Below are 17432 nucleotides of genomic sequence, written 5' to 3' on the forward strand. Positions count from 1 at the left end.
CGCGCCTGTCCGATGCCTCGCCCACGCAGCGATCAGTCCCGCGGTGGGTCGATCACCGGGATGGAGGCGAGCAGCCGACGCGTGTAGGCGACCTGCGGCGCGAGCAGGACCTTCTCGGTCGGACCCTCCTCGACGATGCGGCCGTCCGTCATGACGATCACTTCGTCGCAGAGGTTCTGCACGACGCCGATGTCGTGCGACACCATCACGAGGGTGAGCTGTTCGCGCTGGCGCAGCTCGCGCAGCAGTTCCAGGATCTGCGCGCGTACGGTGACATCGAGCGCCGAGAGCGGCTCGTCGCCGACGAGGATGCGCGGGCGGTGCACGATCGCGCGCGCCAGGGCGATGCGCTGGCGCTGCCCGCCCGAGAACTCGTGCGGGTAGCGGTCGGCCATCGCGGCCTCGAGGCCGACCGCCTTGAGCACCTCGCGCACGCGCGCACGACGATCGCCCGGGATCTCCAGCGCCCAGAGCGGCTCGCCGATGATCCTTCCGACGCTCATCCGGGGATCCAGCGACGCGTACGGATCCTGGAACACGATGCCGGTCTCGCGTCGCAGCCAGTGCAGCGACCGCGCCGAGGCGCGCGCATCGACCGAGCGGCCCGCCATCGTGACGGTGCCTGTCGTGGGGGCGTCCAACCCCAACAGCAGCCTGACGAGCGTCGACTTACCGGAGCCCGACTCGCCGATGATGCCGACGGCGGAGCCCTCGAAGACGTCGATGTCGGCGTCCTCGAGCGCCGTGGTCCATCGTGTCCGCTCGAACAGTCCGGTTCCGCGTTGGCGGAAGCGACGGGTGAGCGCGCGTGCGCTCAGCAACGCCGGGTCCACCGCCCTCATCGGGCACCTCCCGGTCGCCACAGCGTCGCGGTGGCGTCGCGCAGCAGGCCTTGCGTCACCGGGGATGCCGGTGCCGTGAGCAGTCGTGAGAGCGGCCCGTGCTCGACCACGCGCCCGTCTTCGAGCACGACGGCGTGCGTGGCGATCTGGGAGAGCACCGCCAGGTCGTGCGTGATGAACACCAGCGACATGCCGTCCCTCGCGACGAGGCCGGCGAGCAGTTCGAGCACCTCCGCCTGGATCGTGACGTCCAAGGCCGTCGTCGGCTCGTCGGCGATCAGGAGGCGCGGACGGCAGGCGAGGGCCATGGCGATGGCCACGCGCTGGCGCTGGCCGCCGGAGAGCTGGTGCGGGTAGCGGCGGACGATCTGGGCCGGCTCGGGCAGACGCACGCGCTCGGCCTCGGCGATGGCGCGCGCCGCGGCATCCCGGCGTCCGAGCCCCTCGTGGATGCGCACGGACTCGGCGATCTGGCGGCCGACGGTGCGGATCGGATTGAGGGCGGTGCGCGGCTCCTGGAAGACGATGCCGATCTCATCGCCGCGCAGTCGGGCGAGCTCGCGGTCCGGCAGACCGATCAGCTCGCGCTCGTTCCATCGGATGCTGCCCGTGGCCGTGGCGGCATCCGGCAGCAGGCCGAGGATCGCGAGGGCGGTGAGGGACTTGCCCGACCCCGACTCTCCGATCAGGCCCACGCGCGCGCCGTCGGGGACGTCGAAGGAGATGTCGTCCACGACGCGGCGACCGTCGATCTCGATCGACAGATTGCGCACCACGAGGCTCACGAGATCACCGCCGTCGTGTGGGTCTGCGCCGCCGTGCGCCGACGCGTGAGGGTGGGGTCGGTCGCCTCGCGCAGTGCGTCCCCGAGGAGGTTGAGCCCCAGCACCGTGATCGTGATCGCCAGTCCCGGCCAGACGACGCTCAACGGGTGCACCGAGATGTACTGCTGCAGATCCTTCAGCAGCAGCCCCCAGCTGGGCTCGGTGAGCGGGGCGCCGAAGCCGAGGTAGCTGAGCCCGGCCTCGGCGAGCACGGCGACGGCCATGCCCCACGACAGCTGCACGATGAAGACCGGGGCGACGTTCGGCAGTAGGTGGCGGTACAGGTTCTGGAACGGGGTGAGGCCGCCGGCGCGACCGGCGAGCACGAAGTCGCTGTGCAGCACGCGGCGCAGCTCGGGGCGCGTCACCCGCGCGATGTTGACGCCGAAGCCGATGCCGACCGAGACGATCACGACCCACAGCGAGCCGCCCCAGACCGACGAGATCATCATGGCGATCAGGAGCACGGGGAACGCGATCAGGATGTCGACGAGCACCGCGACGCTCTCCCGCACCCACCGCGCGGTGAGGGCGCCGAGGGTCGCGAGGGCGACGCCGATGACGGTCGCCACGAGTCCGGCTCCCAGAGCCACCCACACCGTCGTGCGCGCTCCGGCCATGAGCAGGCTCAGGATGTCGCGGCCCGCGCCGTCCGTGCCGAGCAGGTGCGGCCACCCCGGCGCAGCCCAGCGTCCGTCGACGTCGACCGTCTGAGGATCGAACGGCAGCCAGAATCGGGCGACCAGCGCGACGGCGCCGATCGCCAGCGAGACGACGAGGCCGAAGCGTCCGGTCGACAGCGCCCACAGTCGACGCAGCCAGGCGAACCTGCTCATTCTGCCTCCCGCTGTCGAGGGTCGATGAGGTGGTGGATGAGGTCGACGACGAAGCCGACGACGAGCACGAAGCCGGTGAGCACGAGCAGCTCGCCCTGCACCTTGAGCAGGTCGCGCTTGCCGACGTCCTCGACGAGCATGCGTCCGATGCCGGGCAGACTGAACAGCTGCTCGATGACGACAGCGCCGACGATGATGCCTGCCACCTGCAGTCCCAGAACCGTGATGATCGACAGACCCACCGTGGGCAGTCCGTGCCGGATGAGGGCCTGCGTGCGGGTGAGGCCCTTCGCCGCCGCGGTGCGGACGAAGTCCTCTCCCGTCGCCTGGAGGGTCGCCGAACGGACGAACCGCATGAGCATCGCGCCCTCGACGACGCCGATCGTGATCGCCGGCAGCAGCAGAGCACGGATCGCGGATGCCGGGTCGCTCCACCCCGCGCGGGGAAAGCCCTGGGCGGGCAGCCACCCGAGCCAGACAGCGAACACGAGCACCAGCATCATGCCAGCCCACACCACCGGGACGGCGGCCACGGCCTGGGCGCCGACGGAGAGGGCGGTGCCGTCGGGACGGCCGCGGCGAACGGCGGAGAGCACTCCGAACGGCAGTGCGATCAGCAGGGCGACGGTCATCGCCATCAGTCCGAGCGGAATCGTCACCTGCGCCTTCTCGGCGAGCTGCCCCGCCACGGGGGCGCCCGTCAGCAGCGACTGGCCGAGATCTCCGCGGAAGACACCGCCGATCCACGACAGGTACTGCACCGCAAGGGGCTCTCCGAGCCCGAGGCGCTCACGGATCGCGGCGACCTGCGCCGGGCCCGCATCGATCCCGGCGATGAGCTGAGCGACGTCGCCGGGAAGGACCCGGAGCGTCAGGAAGATCAGCGCACTGGCGACGAACAGGCCGAGCAGCAGCAGGGCCAGTCGCGTCAGCGCGTAACGGATCACCCCTTGCTCTTGGCCAGCTCGGCGAGGTTGATGCGCTCGTTGACGTTGACGGAAGGGAAGCCGCTCACGTTCGTGCCCACCGCGACGATGGACGCACCGTTGTACAGCCAGTCGGCGGCCTGATCGTCCGCGACGATCTTCGCGGCCTGCTTCAGCAGGTCGGCGGAGGTCTGCTCGTCGGTCGCGCTGAGTGACTGCTGGTAGAGCTTCTGCACCTCCGGGTTGTTGTAGGTGAAGTAGTAGTTGGGGTTCGCCCAGTTCTCGAAGTCACGGGCCTCGGTGTGCAGCACGAAACTGAGGTCGTAGTTCTTGTTGATGTAGACGTCGTTGAGCCACGTCGGGAATTCGACGGCCTTCACCTTCAGGGTGATGCCCACGTCGTTGAGGTTCGACACGAGGATCTGCGACACGGTCGTGCCGTAGAACGACGGGATCGTGAGCGTCAGCGTGAGGTCCGACACCCCGGCGTCGGCCAGGAGCTTCTTCGCGGCCGCCGGGTCGAACGGGGCGGTGGACGACAGGTCCTCGTAACCGGGGTCGAGCTCGGGAATCGGACCGTACAGCGTCTGACCTGCCCCGAGAGCCTTGACGATCGCGTTGTGGTCGATGGCCTGACGGATCGCCTGGCGCACCCGCTTGTCGGACAGGGGCGCCGTCGTCGAGTTCATCGCGAGCGTGCCCTTGTCGGTGGACTTGCCGAGCACGAGTGTGAAGTCACCGTTCGCCTCGATCTGATCCTTGAGGTTGGCGTCGAACCCCGTGACGACGTCGAGCTCGTGAGCGAGGGCGCCGTTGAGTGCCGCCTGGTTGTCGGGGATGTAGCTGAAGACCACCTCTTTGACCTTGGCCTTGTCGCCCCAGTACGCGTCGTTGCGGTCGAAGGTGATCGAGTCGCCCTGCTTCCAGCTGGTCAGCTTGTACGGCCCGGTGCCGTTCGCCTTCGTCTTGCGATCGGTGGTGTCGTCCTTCTTGAGGACGAGACCTGCCCGGCCGGTGAGGTTCCACAGCAGGCTGGAATCGGGCTGGCTGAGCGTCAGCACGACGTCCTTGCCGTTCGCGACGATGCTCTGTACGCGTGCGAGGCGGTCGGAGTCGCTGTACGACGCGGTGGACTTGACCTGCTCCAGCGACCAGACGACGTCTCCGACGGTGAGCGGCGACCCGTCGTGGAAGGTGACGCCGTCGCGGAGCGTGAACGTGTAGGTGAGGCCGTCGGGCGAGACCTTGTAGTCGCTGGCCAGCTCCGGCTCGATCTTCTGATCGGGAGTACGTGAGACGAGGCCCTGGTAGACGTTGTCGATCAGGATCTGGTCCAGGGCGGCGCCGGCGGTCTCACGGATGTCGAGGTTGCTCGGCTCGGAGACGAGACGTACGTTCACGACGGCGTCGGGGTCGGGCGTGACCGCGGTGGGGGAGGCGTCGGGTGCGGATCCGCCGGAGCAGGCGCTCAGTAGCAGGGCCCCGGCGGCGAGAAGCGCGGCGGCGGCGACGGTGGTGCGGCGAAGCATGTGAGAGGTGTCCTTTCGGCAGCGCGGGCGTGCGCGGGTGCTGTGCGCAGCGGCCCGCGGACTCGGGTGCGCGTTACAGCCTAGGCTTTGCGGCGGTCGGTGCGGTCATCGGTCTTCGCTGGGGTGACACCGAGCGTCATGCGACCGGTCGACTCAGCCGCGCGCGACTTGTGCGATGAGGCGGGCCAGTCCCACCGGCTGCTCCTCCTGCACGTTGTGACCCGAGTCGACCTCGACGACGGATGCCGTCGGCAGGCGGTGCTGGAAGTCGTCGGCATCCGCGGGCGTCACGAACCCGCGACATCCGCGCACGAGCGTGATCGGAGCGGTGGTGGCGGCGAGATGGTCCCATCCCTCGGTAGTGAGGGCACCGCGGATCGCGTGTCGTTGTGCCTGCGCGCTCGCCGCGGCATCCGCGTCGCCGGCCATCGCGTTGGCGAGGTGCGCGAAGTGGTGCTTCCACTCGACGCGGCCGTCCGCGCGCACGCGCGAGTTGAGGGTGACGCCGCGCGTCGCAGCCCCACGGGATCCGCCGAGGCCGAACGAGAGCGCCCGTTCGACGAGCTCGTCGCGGCCGGCCCAGTCGGTGGGGCCGGCGAAGAAAGCGGCGATCTGTGCGGCATCGCCGTCCGGGTCGATGCCGGGGGTGATGTCGACGACGATCAGCTCGCGCACCAGCTCCGGGTGCGCAGCGGCAAGCGCGGCTGCTGTCAGGCCCCCGAGCGATTGGCCGACGAGCACCTGCGGCGTGGCCGCGGTCCACGCGGCGACAGCGGGCGCGATGTCGGCCGCGAGGACGCCTCCGGTGTACGCGGCATCCGCCCGCCATGACGAGTCGCCGTGACCCGGCAGGTCGACGGCGAGGGCGGGGATGCCGAGGGCGAGCACCGTCGTGTCCCACGTGTGCGCGTTGAGGCCGGCGCCGTGCAGGAGCGTCACCTGCGGGGGAGTGAAGGCGGCCGTGACGGGATCCCCGTACTGCAACGCGCTGACGACACGACCGTCGTCGAGGCGGTGGGTGAGGCGGCGGACGGGCGGCACGGCATCGATGCCGAGCTCGGCGGACTGATCGGCCAGGAAGGAGAACTCATCCATTCGGACATTGTGCCGCGATCCGCGCTCGCAGCGGTCGTCGTCTACCCGTCCTAGGCTGATCGCATGAGCACCGAGCGTCGCGTCCACCTGTCCCGGTCGGCCCGTCCCGCGTATGACGCCCTCGAGGCGTTCTCCCAGACGGTCGGCACGATCGCCGCCGAGGCGGGCATCGATGCGCGGTTGCGTGAGCTTGTGCTCATCCACGCCTCGCAGCTCAACGGCTGCGCCTACTGCGTGCGCGTGCACGTCGACCGTGCCGCTGCCGCGGGGCTCGGGGTCGACGAGATCGCTCAGCTGGCCACCTGGCGGGAGTCGGGCGTGTTCTCGGCCCGCGAGCGGGCGGCACTCGAACTGGCGGAGTGCTACGTGTTCATCCACGAGGGCGGCGTACCCGACGAGGTCTACGATCGCGTCGGCGGCATCCTCTCCGAGCAGGAGTATGTCGCGATCAGCTGGCTGCTCGTGTCGATCAACGCCTTCAACCGCATCACGATCGCCGGCAAGTACCCCGTCCCCCCGCGCGCGGTCCAGAGCGACGCGGGAGACGATCCGGCGTGAGCATCGTCTCCGGCGCCCTGAACTTCCGCGACGTCGGCGGCCTCCCGGCGAGCGGGACCGTGACGCGAGCCGGAGTGCTGTTCCGTTCCGGCAATCTCGCCGGGCTGGACGATGCCGGGCGCGACGCGCTCGTCGGTCTCGGCATCCGTCGCATCGTCGACCTCCGCGCCGACGATGAGGTCGCCGTCGAACCCAGCCGCGTCTGCGGTCTGGACCTCGAGACGATCCGGATCCCCCTCTTCCTCGGCTCCGTCGCTTCCTTCTTCGTCGAGGATCGCTCACTCGCCGACGTCTACCGCGGTCTCGTCGACGAGTCGGCCGACCGCATGGTCGCGGTCGCCCGCGCCGTGATCGCGGGTGCACCCGCGCTCGTGCACTGCACCGTCGGAAAGGACCGCACGGGCGTCGCCGTCGCGCTGCTGCTGGACGCCGTCGGCGTCGAGCATGACGCGATCGTGGCCGATTACGCGCGCACCGAAGCCATGCTTCCGGCCCGGCGCAACGCTCGCGTGCTGGCCTATCTGCGCAGCGTGCACCCGGACGCCCGCCATCTCGAAGACCTCGCCACGCGCTCGCCGGCACCGGTGATGCAGGCGCTGTTGGAGGATGTGCGCGAGCGCTTCGGCTCGGCGGCGGACTACCTCGTCGCGCACGGTCTGCGCGTCGACGAGGTGGACGCGCTCGCGGAGATCCTCATCGAACGCTGAGGTAAGGCTCGCCTTAACGGGCGTATGATGGGGGGATCATGACCTCCTCCGCGCTGCGTGCTGTGCACGACGAGTCCGCCTGCAAGGCGTCTCGTCACGCGCGGGTGCAGCAGCTCATCACGGCGGACGAGCACGCGCTGGCCGAGCTGGAGGCGCTCATCGCGACGCTGCCGATCTGCTCGACGGGTCGTGTCTTCATCGAGGTTCCCGACGCCTCGTGGATCACTCCGATCGCGGTCCCGGCGCGGATGGTCGTCACCTGGCTCGATCGCTCACGCCGCAGCGGCCAGCCCGGAACCGGTCGTCCCTGTGCCCCCGGCCAGGCCGTGAGTCGAGCGGTGACCGCGTGGGCGGACGAGATGCTCTGCGCCGACGGCGACGAGCCGGCATGTCAGGACGGCACGCGCATCCACCTTCTCGGCGGATTCCTCGGCACCGCCGACATCTTCGACCACCTCACCGAGCGCCTCGGCATCTCACCGGCGGCAGTGCATACACCGGCGCGCTTCGGGCTGCTCAGCTTTCGCTGACCGCGCCCGCCGACGCTCCGTGGGGCACGTAGTTGCCCTCTTCGAGCCCGGCGAGAATCTCGAACCTGTTCGTCAGCGGGTTGCGTCCCGCCAGGGCGTACAGCAGCGGCATGAGAAAGCCGTAACGGCGCCACTGGCGCGCGTGCACCGCTTCATGCCGCAGCACGGCCTCGCTGATGCGGGGTGAGTCGGTCAGGAAGCAGCCGCCGACGCAGACACCTCCGCGGCCGAACGTCCACGACGGCATCCCCGTGAACACCCAGAGGCCCCCGCGACGCTCGATGCGACCCGTCGACCACAGCGACCCCCAGATCCAGCCGACGGCCGTTCCCCACCAGAAACCCACGAGGCTGACGGGGGAGTCGAGCAGGATGCCGGGGATCAGTGCATCCAGACGGCGTCCGCGCGCCACGGCGCGGGCCGCACGCTGCTGCCAGCCGGGCGGCGGCGACGCGATCACGCGAGCGCCCCGACGACCCGCAGGATCGTGCCGAGGTCGTCGACGGCCGCGGCCGGAGACGCCGGAGCGAATCCGGCGATCGACGCACCCACCAGGGGGAGGGTGCGGCGCACGGCGGCGATCGTCGCGGTCAGCTCCCGCAGCGTCAGGCCGAACGGCGTCGGCCGGGTCACACCGGTGAGCTCGGCGGGGTCGAGCACGTCGAGGTCGACGTGGATGTAGACGGCCTCCGCTCCCGTGGCTGCCACGGCGGCGGCGATCGCCGCGCCGTCGCCGATCGCGTCGGCCGCGACGCTGCGGACATCGCTCTCGGCGAGGTGCGCAGCCTCGCCCGGGTCGAGATCGCGGGCGCCCACCAGCACGAGGCGATCGGCCGTCACGGCGCCGCTTCCGGGCACCGGCCCGCTCTCGTGCACGGCGCGCAGGGCCATGCCGCCGAACGCGCCCGACGGCGAGGTCGCGGGCGTGTTGAGGTCGCCGTGCGCGTCGAACCAGACCACCGCGAGCTCCGGGTGTCGGGCGGCATAATGGGCGATCGCGGGGACGGCGACGCCGCAGTCGCCGCCGACGATGAGTGCCGCCTCGTCGCTGACCGCGAGTTCCGCGGTGAGGGCGTCGGCGACGCGATGCAGCGCGCTGAAACGCCGGATGCCGGTCTCCAGCGCTTCACCGGCTTCTGCCGGCACCTCGACGCGCGCGGTCGCCGCGCGGGGCAGGTCGCCGGCGATCGCCTCGGCGCCGTCCACGAGCAGCATCGCGCGCGCGGCGGGGGAGCCCTGCCACTGCGGAACCACCACGAAGCGGGTCATCTTGCCGTCCCTCCCTGCGCGCCACGCGCACCGCGACGTCCGCGTCCCGGCGTCCACCGTGTGGCGGACCCCGGGACGCCGACCGTCCTGTCTACTGCTCGAGCGCTGCCGTGCCGGTGCCGCCGCTCTTCAGGGCGGCCAGGCGCGCCTCGACCTCGGTGAGCTCGCCGACATCCTCGAGCTCGTTGAACTGGGCGTCCAGACTGGATGCCGCGAGCTCCGCCTTGCCGGCGGCGAGAGCCTCCTGGCGGCGCACCTTGTCTTCGAAGCGACCGAGCTCGCTCGTGGGATCGAGCACGTCGATCGACGTGACCGCGTCGTGCACCTTGTTCTGCGCCTCGGCCGTCTTCGCGCGCGCCAGCAGCTCGCTGCGCTTGGCCTTCAGCTGCTCGAGCTTCTGCTTCATGCCGTTGAGGCCGTCCTTGAGCTTGTCGACGACCTCCGTCTGAGACGCGATCGTGGGAGCCACGGCCTTGGCCTCGTTCTCCTCGCTGATCTGGCGCTGCAGGGCGATCTTGGCGAGGTTGTCGAACTTGTCGGCATCCGCCGTGTTGCCGCTCGCGCGCAGCTCATCGGCCTTGCGGCTTGCGGCGAGGGCCTTGTTGCCCCATTCGGCCGCGGCGCGCACGTCTTCCTCGTGGTCGCGCTCGAGCAGACGGAGGTTGCCGATGGTCTCGGCGATCGCCGACTCGGCGTCGGCAATGGAGTTGGTGTAGTCGCGCACCAACTGGTCGAGCATCTTCTGCGGGTCTTCGGCGGCGTCGAGCATCGCGTTGACGTTCGCCTTCACGAGCGTCGAGATGCGACCGAAGATGGACTGCTTTGCCATCGTTTTTCCTTTCCTAACGGGAGAGTTCCCAGCGTGCGAGGGGATCGTGCGGTCGGAGGGGGCGAGCGGATGCCGAGCTCAGAAGCGACCTCCGCCGCGTCGCGAGCGGCTGCCGGCGCCGCCGAAACCACCGGGGGAGATGCTGCCGCCCCCGCCGTGGCCGCCGAAACCTCCACCGGAGCGCGAGTGGCCGCCCCCGCCGCCGTTCAGCAGCGAGTTGATGACGATGCCGCCCAGGATGGCTCCCATCATGTCGCCGCCCGTGCCCGTGCGCTGCGATCCGCCGGAGCCGCCGAACATGCCGCCCTGGAAGACGCCGACGTCGCTCTGCGCCGCCTGCATCGCCTGCGTCGCCAGCTCGTGCGCGCGCTGCGCGGCGGCAAGAGCCTGTGCGGGATCGTTCGGCTGCAGCTGGCGGGCCTGCACGAGCGATGCGCCGGCTTCGGCGAGGCGGGTGCGGGCCTCAGCGCCGACCGCACCTCGGCGCGAGGAGATGAAGTCCTCCGCCGCGGAGATCTCGCCCTGCGCCTGTGCGATGAGTCCGCCGAGCTGCGCCGACGCGCGCGCCGCGCGCTCCTGCTCGTCGCGGACGCCGGCCAGGACTGCGTCGATCTGTGCATTGGCGCGGTCCAGGCCCTCGCGGGCGAAGAGGGGACGCTTGGCGGGGCCGGAGACCAGCGGCCGTGCCGCCTCCACCTGGGCGCGCGTGGCCGCGATCATGGGAGCCAGGCGGCCGTCCCGATCCGGCAGGGCCGTCGCCGCGGCGATGTCGGTCTCAAGGTCGGCGATGAGGGCCGCCGCATCCGTCTCCGCCTGTGCGAGGTCGGCGCGCGTGCGGGCGATGGCGTTCTGCAGCACCTCGGCCTGTGTCACGGCGTCCTCCGCGGCGCGGATGCTGACCGCCGCGGCCGACGTGTTGCCGGCGGCGATCTGCGCGGCGGCGGTGTCCAGCAGCGTGTCGGCGAACGCGAGGCGCTGCGACGCCTGCTCGGGGTTGTCGGCGATCGCGGTCAGGGCCAGGGGGTCGTACGCGCTCGTCAGGCCGGTGAGCGTCGCGACGGCGGCGTCGTGCGCGCCGGCCACGTTCGCCTTCTTCTCGCGGAGGCGTGCGAGTGCGTCGGGGGCGTTCTGCTCGAGCTTTCGCAGTTCGTCGAACGCCGCAGCCTTCTCGTCGAGCTGCGCGTTGGCCGCGTCGCACAGCTCGATGATGCGCATGTTCCAGGCGCGCGTGTCGTCGTCGCTGTCGGGGTTCTCATCGTCGAGCTTCTGCTTGAGGGCGAAGGCCTCATCCAGCTGAGCCTTCGCGCTGGCCAGCGCCGACTCGAACTCGCGGGCTGCCTCGTCACCGAACTGCGCCCGGGCGAAGCCGAGCTCCTGCTCGCTCGTCTTGACGGCGTCGTCTGTCTGGACGAGGGCCGAGGACGCGCGGCGCGCGAGATCTTCGAGGCTCACCGGCGGAGGCGAGGGTGATCCCGGGAAGGAGCTCGCGGGCGATCGACGCCTGCGCGAGCGCATCACGATCCAGATGATGAGCCCGGCCAGGGCGATCACCACGATGACGAGCAGGATCGGCGTGATGATGCCGGCGGCGTCGACCCCGGCGCCGCCGGTTCCTCCCGCGATGGCGTCGGCCAGGCCGTCGGCAGCGGAGGTGGCGGCGCCGACCCAGTTGCCGGCCGACAGTGCCGGCTGCACCCGTTCGCGTTCGATCGTGGTGAGCTCATCGCCGGCCACGGGGCCGGCCGAGGAGCCCGACAGGTAGTACTGACGACCGTCGGTCGAAATCGCCAGGAGGTACTGGTGCGGTCCCAGACCGTTGTTCTGCGCCGTTTGGTTCGCCCAGTCCTCGGGCGCCGACGGATCGGTGAACTGGGGGACGTACGCGACCCAGAGATCGACGCCCGCCTTCGCGGTCAAGGCACGCAGGCGTGTGTCGACCTCGGAGACCTGCGCACCGGAGAGCACACCGGACTGATCGACCACGCGTGACGAGCTGAGAGCGACGGGACCCGTGGCGGTCGCCGCGGTCGCGCCGCCCAGGACGATCGCCGTGGCGCTGCCCAGGACGATCGCCGCCGCCGTCAGCGCCAGCCACAGACGCGCACGCATGCGTGTTCCTCCCCTGCGCGAGGTGCGGGAACCTCGCTCCTCACGCCGATCCTATGTCGCGAACGGCATGACCCGATAGGCGAGCTGCGGGCATGCCGTGGGTCTTGCCCTCCCCGGCCTGTCCCCGCGCCCGCGGCGGCGGGGGCGGGTATGGTGTCGCGTTCGGAGGAACCATGAACAAGGACGGATTCGGCCCCGATCGCTATGGCGCAGACGTTCTGGCCGCGGGATGGCGGGACGCGGGGCGCCGCGCGGTGCCGCGCGTGGCGGCCGCGCCGGACCTCGTCGTGGAGATCGCCGGCGACGGCTTCTGCGGCGCCGTCACCGGCATCCAGTCGGGTCATGTCGAGCTGGAGGACCGCCGCGGTCGCCGTCGACTGTTCCCCCTCGGCGGCGGCTTCCTGATCGATGGACAGGCGGTCGTCCTGGAGGCGCCGAAGGCCGCGGCATCCGGACCCCGCCGCACCGCTTCCGGCTCGTTCGCCGCCGACACGACTCGCGCCCGCGTGGCCCGCGCCTCGCGGATCCTCGTCGAAGGCCGCCACGACGCCGAGCTCGTCGAGAAGGTGTGGGGCGACGATCTTCGCGTCGAGGGCGTCGTCGTCGAGTACCTGCAGGGCGTCGACCTGCTCGAAGAGGTGCTGCGCGAGGAGCCGCCCGGACCGGGACGACGCTACGGAGTGCTCGTCGATCACCTCGTGCCCGGCTCGAAGGAGTCGCGCATCGCCGACGCCGTCGCCCGGGGGCCGCACGGCCCTCACGTGCGGATCGTCGGCCACCCCCACATCGATGTGTGGCAGTGCGTGACCCCGCGTGCGCTCGGCATCGCGGCGTGGCCGGACGTGCCCCGCGGCATCGAGTGGAAGGTGGGCGTGAGCCGGGCTCTCGGGTGGCCCGCCCGCGACCAGGCCGACATCGCCCGCACGTGGCAGCGCATCCTCGCAGCGGTGCACAGCTACCGCGACCTCGACCCGGCGCTGCTGGGACGCGTCGAAGAGCTCATCGACTTCGTCACCGCCTGAACCCGTCGTCACCTCTATAACCGTAGTGCTCGCCGGTACCCTGGTCGGATGCCGCACGAGACAGATGCTCCCCGTTTCCGCGACAGGCCCGTCTCGTTCGTGCGCCGCAGCGGCCGGATGAGCGACGCGCAGGAGCGCGCCTGGGCGGAGCTGGCCTCGCGGTACGCCATCGACGTGCAGCGCGATGCCGCGGCGACCAGCGTGCTTCCGGGGACCTCGATCGTGCCCGCCGAGGTGTTCGGCCGCGCCGCGCCCCTGACCGTGGAGGTCGGATCGGGCCAGGGTCATGCGATCGTCAGCGCTGCGGCCGCCGCGCCCGACCGCGACTTTCTCGCGGTGGAGGTGTTCCGCGCGGGGCTGGCCCGCACGATGCTCGACGCCGACCGCGCCGGCATCCGCAACCTCCGCCTCGTCGAGGCGAACGCCCCCGAGGTCCTCGAGCACCTGCTGCCGGAGGCCAGCGTGGACGAGTTGTGGATCTTCTTCCCCGACCCCTGGCACAAGGCCAAGCACAACAAGCGTCGACTGATCGCGCCGCCGTTTCCGCCGCTGGCGGCACGGGCGCTGCGCGACGGCGGACGCCTGCGGCTCGCGACCGACTGGGAGGACTACGCGCGGCAGATGCGTGAGGTCCTGGCCGATGCCGAGGAGTTCGTCCCGGCGTTCGACGGTGAATGGGCCGAGCGGTTCGACGGGCGCGTGATGACGGCGTTCGAGCGCAAGGGCATCGCGAAGGGTCGCGAGATCCGCGACCTCGTCTACCGCCGCCTGCCGCGCGCGACGTCCGACGCGTGAACGCGCCGTCGACCGTGACAGAGGGCGCCGGCGCACGGCGGCTCGGGATGGGCGTCCTTCCCGCCGGGGCGGTGTGCCTGGCCGCCCCGGCGTTCTTCGTCTTCCGCCAGCCGCTGCTCGGCATCGCCCTTCTGGTCGTCGGGGTCGCGGTCGCGATCGCCCTCGAGCGGGGCCGGGTCGCGGCATCCACGCCGTCGCTCGCGCGGGATCTGTCGCTCATCGCGATGGGGATGCTGGTGGTGAGCTCGATCTCGCTGGAGGCGAAGCTCGACACCGTCTCGATGCTGCGGTTCACTCTGGCGCTGGGCGGCGCGGTCGCGCTGCCGTATGCCGTGTCGCGATGGGTCTACCGCGATCGCGCGATCCGCTTCCCCTGGCGCGGCGGGGGACAGCCCCGACCTCATCGCCCGGCTCTTCGTCGGCGTCGGCGCCGTGGGCATCTGGGACGAGCTCTTCTTCATCTGCACGGTGTTCGCACTGCTGCGTCGCCATCTCCCGGATGCCGCGGCCAATCTGCTGCAGGCGGTCGTGTTCGTCTCCTTCCTCTGGGAGCTCGGTTACCGCGCCTGGGGGCCGGTGCTCACCATCCCGTTCGCTCTCCTGCAAGCGGTCATCTTCCTCAAGACCCGTTCGCTGGGCTACGTCGTGACGGTGCATCTGCTCATCGACGCCGTCGTCTTCGCGGTCCTCGTGCACGCACACAGTCCGGGGCTGTGGGACGCGGTCTTCCTCGTCGCGCCCGGCTCGTGATCAGGAAGAACAGCTCGTCTGCACGAAGACCCCGACAGGGTCTCCGGACGAGGGATCCCAGTACCCGGTGAGCGACAAGACTGGCCGGAAGGTCACGTCATGTCCTGGGTCATCCTCATCGTCTCCGGCGTTCTCGAAGCGGTCTGGGCGACCGCGCTCGGCACGTCCGAAGGTTTCAGCCGACGTGTTCCGACGATCGTGTTCGCCGTCTCGCTGACCGCCAGCATGGGCGGTCTGGCGTGGGCCATGCGCGACATCTCCACCGGCACCGCGTACGCCGTGTGGGTCGGTATCGGGGCCTCGCTCACCGTCGCCTACGCCATGATCACCGGCGACGAGCAGTTCTCGCTCGTGCGGCTGCTGCTCATCCTCGGCCTCGTCGGGTGCGTCGTCGGACTCACGCTCGTCGGTCACGACTGAGCGCGCCGCAGCATCCGTCGACGCTCAGCGCTCGCCGCGCAGGAGCTCCAGACCGGCGCTGGCGAACTGCCGCGTCGTCGCGGAGGGCAGGAACGCGCGCGTGAGTCCCGCCCCGATCCGCGGCAGGTCGGCCTCGTCGCGGAACAGCAGCGACATGGTCTCGTAGCGCGGGTGGAACTTGTGCTTGAAGCGGTGCAGCGACTGGAACCCGTACACCGGCTCGAGCGCGTCGGACAGTCGTGTGCTCAGCGCCGCCAGCCCCTGGGCCTCGGGCGGGTACTCGTGGGTGAGCGGCGCGCCCGACAGCGACATGAACTCGGCGCCCTCGTCCCGGAAGGCTAGGGCCGAGCTGCCGATGAGGTACTCCATCACCGGCCCGAACCCGTGCTCGCGGCGACGCATCAGGTCGAGGGTCCATCCGCGCACGACGCCCTCGCCGTACACCGGCATCCACGACAAGAAGCCGTGCACGTCGCCCCGTGCGTCGAGGGCGAGCGCGATGCGCACCTCCGGGTCGTCCGCTTCGGCGAGCGTTCCGAGCGTGAAGCGCATCTCGGGCAGTTGCTTCTCGCCGACCCACTGGTTCGAGATCGCCTGCAGCTGTGCACGCACACCCCACGACTCGTCGCGCAGATGCGTCAAGCGGAAGGTCATCTCCTCGCGTCCGGCACGGTTGAGGGTCGTGCGCACCGAGTTCCACCGTTTGCCGGTGTAGGTGAGACCGGGCAGATCGACGATGGTGTCGTCGGCGACGACGAGTGCGCGCCACCCGCCCGGCACGGCCGCCTGCGTGGCCGCCCCGGCGCTGAAGAAGCAGGGGATGAGCGCCGCCTCCTCGGCTGCCGCGATGAACTCGGCCACCGACGCCGCCCGACCCTCCTCGGGACCCAGGGGATCGGCCAGAGCGATCGCCGCCCCCGCACGGATCTGGTAGGCGACGATGCCGGTGCTCGTGCGCAGGTAGCTGTTGCCCTCCCAGGTCGTCATCCACGACAGCGTGCCGCCGCCGTGCGTGCGGATGAGGTCGGCGACCTCGGCGGTGCTCGGCTGCGCGCCTGGCGCCCCGAGCTCGCTGCGCCGGGCGCCGGAGAACGCGGCGCGCACCACGATCAGATAGACGAGCAGCACGAGCGCGATCAGGCCGCTGCCGATCTCGATCGCGGTCTCCCCGTCGACGGGGACACCGAGGTCGAGACGCACGTCCAGCGTGACGATGACCGCGAGCAGCGCCGCGGCCAGGATGTTCAGCGCCAGCAGCACGAGAGCGCAGATCCACGCCCAGCGCCGCGCGCGCCGCAGTCCCTGGGCGATCACGAGCACCACGACGACGTCGATGGCCGTCGTCGTCCAGTCGCTGGAGAGCGGGTCGGTGGTCCCGAACGGGCCGTGCGTGGGGATGAGCGTCAGGATCACTTCGATGCCGACGAAGGCGAGCATGCCGAGGAAGGCGATGAGGCGCTGCTCGCGGATGGTGGCGCGACGCGGTCGCAGGGTGCGGTCGAACACGAGCACGACGAGCACGGCGATGAGGTGGGAGAGGTCGGCCACGGTCCCGAGAACCAGGACCCCGACGATGACGACCGCGATGAGCACGAGCCATGCGCGCAGCCGCCACGGCGAGGCGAGCAGACCGATCACGGCGGCAAGACATGCGAAGGTGCCGCCGCTGGCACCGACATCGAGCGTGGTGGCGGTGTCTTGCACCCACTCCCAGCCGGAGAAGACACTCAGCACGGCCAACAGCAGCGATGTCGCCAGGACGGCGACGATCTGGCCGACCCAGAAGTACGCGAGGGCCACGCGCGTTCCGCGGGCGTACTCGAGCACGCCCATCGCGACGAATCCGATCAGGGTCGGCAGGAACAGCCAGGGCTCAGCGACGAAGAACGTGCCGGTGATGGGCGTCCACCATCGACCGGCTTCGAGCGCGGGCAGACCGTACGCCCACGTGTCCATGCCTGCGCTCTCGTCGAAGGGCGACCACAGGCCCTGCGAGAGGATGCCGACGACGAGGACGGCGGCCACGGTGATCAGCGTCGCCGGCAGATGGCGTACGAGACGCACGAGAGCGTGGGCCCGCGTCGTCGCGAGCTGATCTGCGCCTGCGGGGAAGGCGGCAGGCGCTGTCTCCGTCATGCCTTCACCGTACCGGCAGCGACGGTCGCCGCGTCGTATCCGGGCGGTGGTCGGACGCTCAGAGGCGAGCCAGCAGCGCGGGGCCGAAGACGAGGAGGGCGGCGACGGGCACGACGAGCAGGCCGATCGCGATGACACCGATCGCCACCATGCTGCCGAGCACCGAGAGGATGGCAGCGCCGAGGGAGGACGAGGAACGGGTGAGGGTCGAGGTGGTCATGTCTCGACGCTACGAACCGCAGGGTGGGCTCCACA

18 protein-coding genes, 1 pseudogene and 1 riboswitch are annotated in these 17432 nt (G+C 70.8%); of the genes and pseudogenes, 7 read left to right on the forward strand and 12 right to left on the reverse strand.

The features are described from left to right. Positions 1-32 precede the first annotated feature (32 nt). The 6 genes from AS96_RS03790 to AS96_RS03815 form a co-directional block, all read right to left on the reverse strand. A complete protein-coding gene (locus tag AS96_RS03790; protein WP_036285821.1) occupies positions 33-842 on the reverse strand; it encodes an ABC transporter ATP-binding protein in 810 nt (269 codons plus the stop codon). Next, positions 839-1627: an ATP-binding cassette domain-containing protein gene (locus AS96_RS03795; RefSeq protein WP_036285823.1), complete on the reverse strand. Its 789-nt coding sequence runs from the start codon at positions 1625-1627 to the stop codon at positions 839-841. The genes AS96_RS03790 and AS96_RS03795 overlap by 4 nt, the downstream gene beginning before the upstream one ends. Next, positions 1624-2502 carry an ABC transporter permease gene (locus AS96_RS03800; protein ID WP_036285825.1) on the reverse strand — a complete coding sequence of 293 codons (879 nt, stop codon included), beginning with the start codon at positions 2500-2502 and terminating at the stop codon, positions 1624-1626. Before AS96_RS03800 ends, AS96_RS03795 begins: the two co-directional genes overlap by 4 nt. Then, entirely contained in the window at positions 2499-3449 is a 951-nt protein-coding gene (locus AS96_RS03805) for an ABC transporter permease (protein WP_036285827.1), read from the reverse strand. Before AS96_RS03805 ends, AS96_RS03800 begins: the two co-directional genes overlap by 4 nt. Beyond that, a complete protein-coding gene (locus tag AS96_RS03810) occupies positions 3446-4957 on the reverse strand; it encodes an ABC transporter substrate-binding protein (protein ID WP_036285829.1) in 1512 nt (503 codons plus the stop codon). Before AS96_RS03810 ends, AS96_RS03805 begins: the two co-directional genes overlap by 4 nt. Positions 4958-5110: 153 nt before the next feature. Further along, on the reverse strand, positions 5111-6052 hold the full coding sequence (locus AS96_RS03815; protein ID WP_036285831.1) for an alpha/beta fold hydrolase: 942 nt from the start codon (positions 6050-6052) through the stop codon (positions 5111-5113). A gap of 63 nt (positions 6053-6115) precedes the next feature. On the opposite strand from AS96_RS03815, the gene AS96_RS03820 reads away from it, so the two are divergent. The 3 genes from AS96_RS03820 to AS96_RS03830 are packed head-to-tail and all read left to right on the forward strand — an operon-like array spanning position 6116 to position 7847. Next, a complete protein-coding gene (locus AS96_RS03820) occupies positions 6116-6610 on the forward strand; it encodes a carboxymuconolactone decarboxylase family protein (RefSeq protein WP_036285833.1) in 495 nt (164 codons plus the stop codon). Continuing rightward, on the forward strand, positions 6607-7317 hold the full coding sequence (locus AS96_RS03825; protein ID WP_036285835.1) for a tyrosine-protein phosphatase: 711 nt from the start codon (positions 6607-6609) through the stop codon (positions 7315-7317). Before AS96_RS03820 ends, AS96_RS03825 begins: the two co-directional genes overlap by 4 nt. A 38-nt stretch (positions 7318-7355) precedes the next feature. Further along, entirely contained in the window at positions 7356-7847 is a 492-nt protein-coding gene (locus AS96_RS03830) for an SIP domain-containing protein (protein ID WP_036285837.1), read from the forward strand. Here AS96_RS03830 and AS96_RS03835 read toward each other — a convergent pair. From AS96_RS03835 to AS96_RS03850, 4 genes are all read right to left on the reverse strand, one after another. After that, positions 7834-8307, reverse strand: a complete 474-nt coding sequence (locus tag AS96_RS03835; protein ID WP_036285839.1) for a hypothetical protein — start codon at positions 8305-8307, stop codon at positions 7834-7836. The two genes, AS96_RS03830 and AS96_RS03835, sit on opposite strands and share 14 nt — an antisense overlap. Then, the gene (locus AS96_RS03840; RefSeq protein ID WP_036285842.1) at positions 8304-9116 is read right to left on the reverse strand and encodes an arginase family protein; all 813 of its coding nucleotides are present in this window, start codon (positions 9114-9116) and stop codon (positions 8304-8306) included. The genes AS96_RS03835 and AS96_RS03840 overlap by 4 nt, the downstream gene beginning before the upstream one ends. A gap of 91 nt (positions 9117-9207) precedes the next feature. Then, positions 9208-9945 carry a PspA/IM30 family protein gene (locus AS96_RS03845; protein ID WP_036285844.1) on the reverse strand — a complete coding sequence of 246 codons (738 nt, stop codon included), beginning with the start codon at positions 9943-9945 and terminating at the stop codon, positions 9208-9210. 78 nt (positions 9946-10023) lie between these two features. Next, on the reverse strand, positions 10024-12054 hold the full coding sequence (locus tag AS96_RS03850) for a TPM domain-containing protein (RefSeq protein ID WP_036285846.1): 2031 nt from the start codon (positions 12052-12054) through the stop codon (positions 10024-10026). Positions 12055-12227: 173 nt separating this feature from the next. Between AS96_RS03850 and AS96_RS03855 the strand changes: the two genes are divergently transcribed. The 4 genes and pseudogenes from AS96_RS03855 (at position 12228) to AS96_RS03870 (ending at position 15041) form a co-directional block, all read left to right on the forward strand. Then, positions 12228-13076: a DUF3097 domain-containing protein gene (locus AS96_RS03855; RefSeq protein WP_036285852.1), complete on the forward strand. Its 849-nt coding sequence runs from the start codon at positions 12228-12230 to the stop codon at positions 13074-13076. 48 nt (positions 13077-13124) lie between these two features. Beyond that, complete coding sequence (trmB, locus tag AS96_RS03860; protein ID WP_036285854.1) at positions 13125-13871, forward strand: tRNA (guanosine(46)-N7)-methyltransferase TrmB; 747 nt, start codon at positions 13125-13127, stop codon at positions 13869-13871. 47 nt (positions 13872-13918) lie between these two features. Beyond that, a pseudogene (locus AS96_RS03865) lies at positions 13919-14621 on the forward strand (CPBP family intramembrane glutamic endopeptidase). Positions 14622-14643: 22 nt separating this feature from the next. After that, a riboswitch (guanidine-III (ykkC-III) riboswitch) is annotated at positions 14644-14710 on the forward strand. Between the two features lie 10 nt (positions 14711-14720). After that, positions 14721-15041, forward strand: a complete 321-nt coding sequence (locus tag AS96_RS03870) for a DMT family transporter (RefSeq protein WP_036285856.1) — start codon at positions 14721-14723, stop codon at positions 15039-15041. A 24-nt stretch (positions 15042-15065) separates the two neighbouring features. Here the strand turns inward: AS96_RS03870 and AS96_RS03875 are convergent, their stop codons facing one another. Next, positions 15066-17177, reverse strand: a complete 2112-nt coding sequence (locus AS96_RS03875) for a phosphatidylglycerol lysyltransferase domain-containing protein (protein ID WP_036285858.1) — start codon at positions 17175-17177, stop codon at positions 15066-15068. Between the two features lie 58 nt (positions 17178-17235). Then, positions 17236-17397, reverse strand: a complete 162-nt coding sequence (locus tag AS96_RS15415) for a hypothetical protein (protein WP_183043652.1) — start codon at positions 17395-17397, stop codon at positions 17236-17238. Positions 17398-17432 lie beyond the last annotated feature (35 nt).

Origin of the sequence: Microbacterium sp. MRS-1 (genome assembly GCF_000585455.1) — a bacterium.
GTDB classification, from domain to species: Bacteria; Actinomycetota; Actinomycetes; order Actinomycetales; family Microbacteriaceae; genus Microbacterium; species Microbacterium laevaniformans.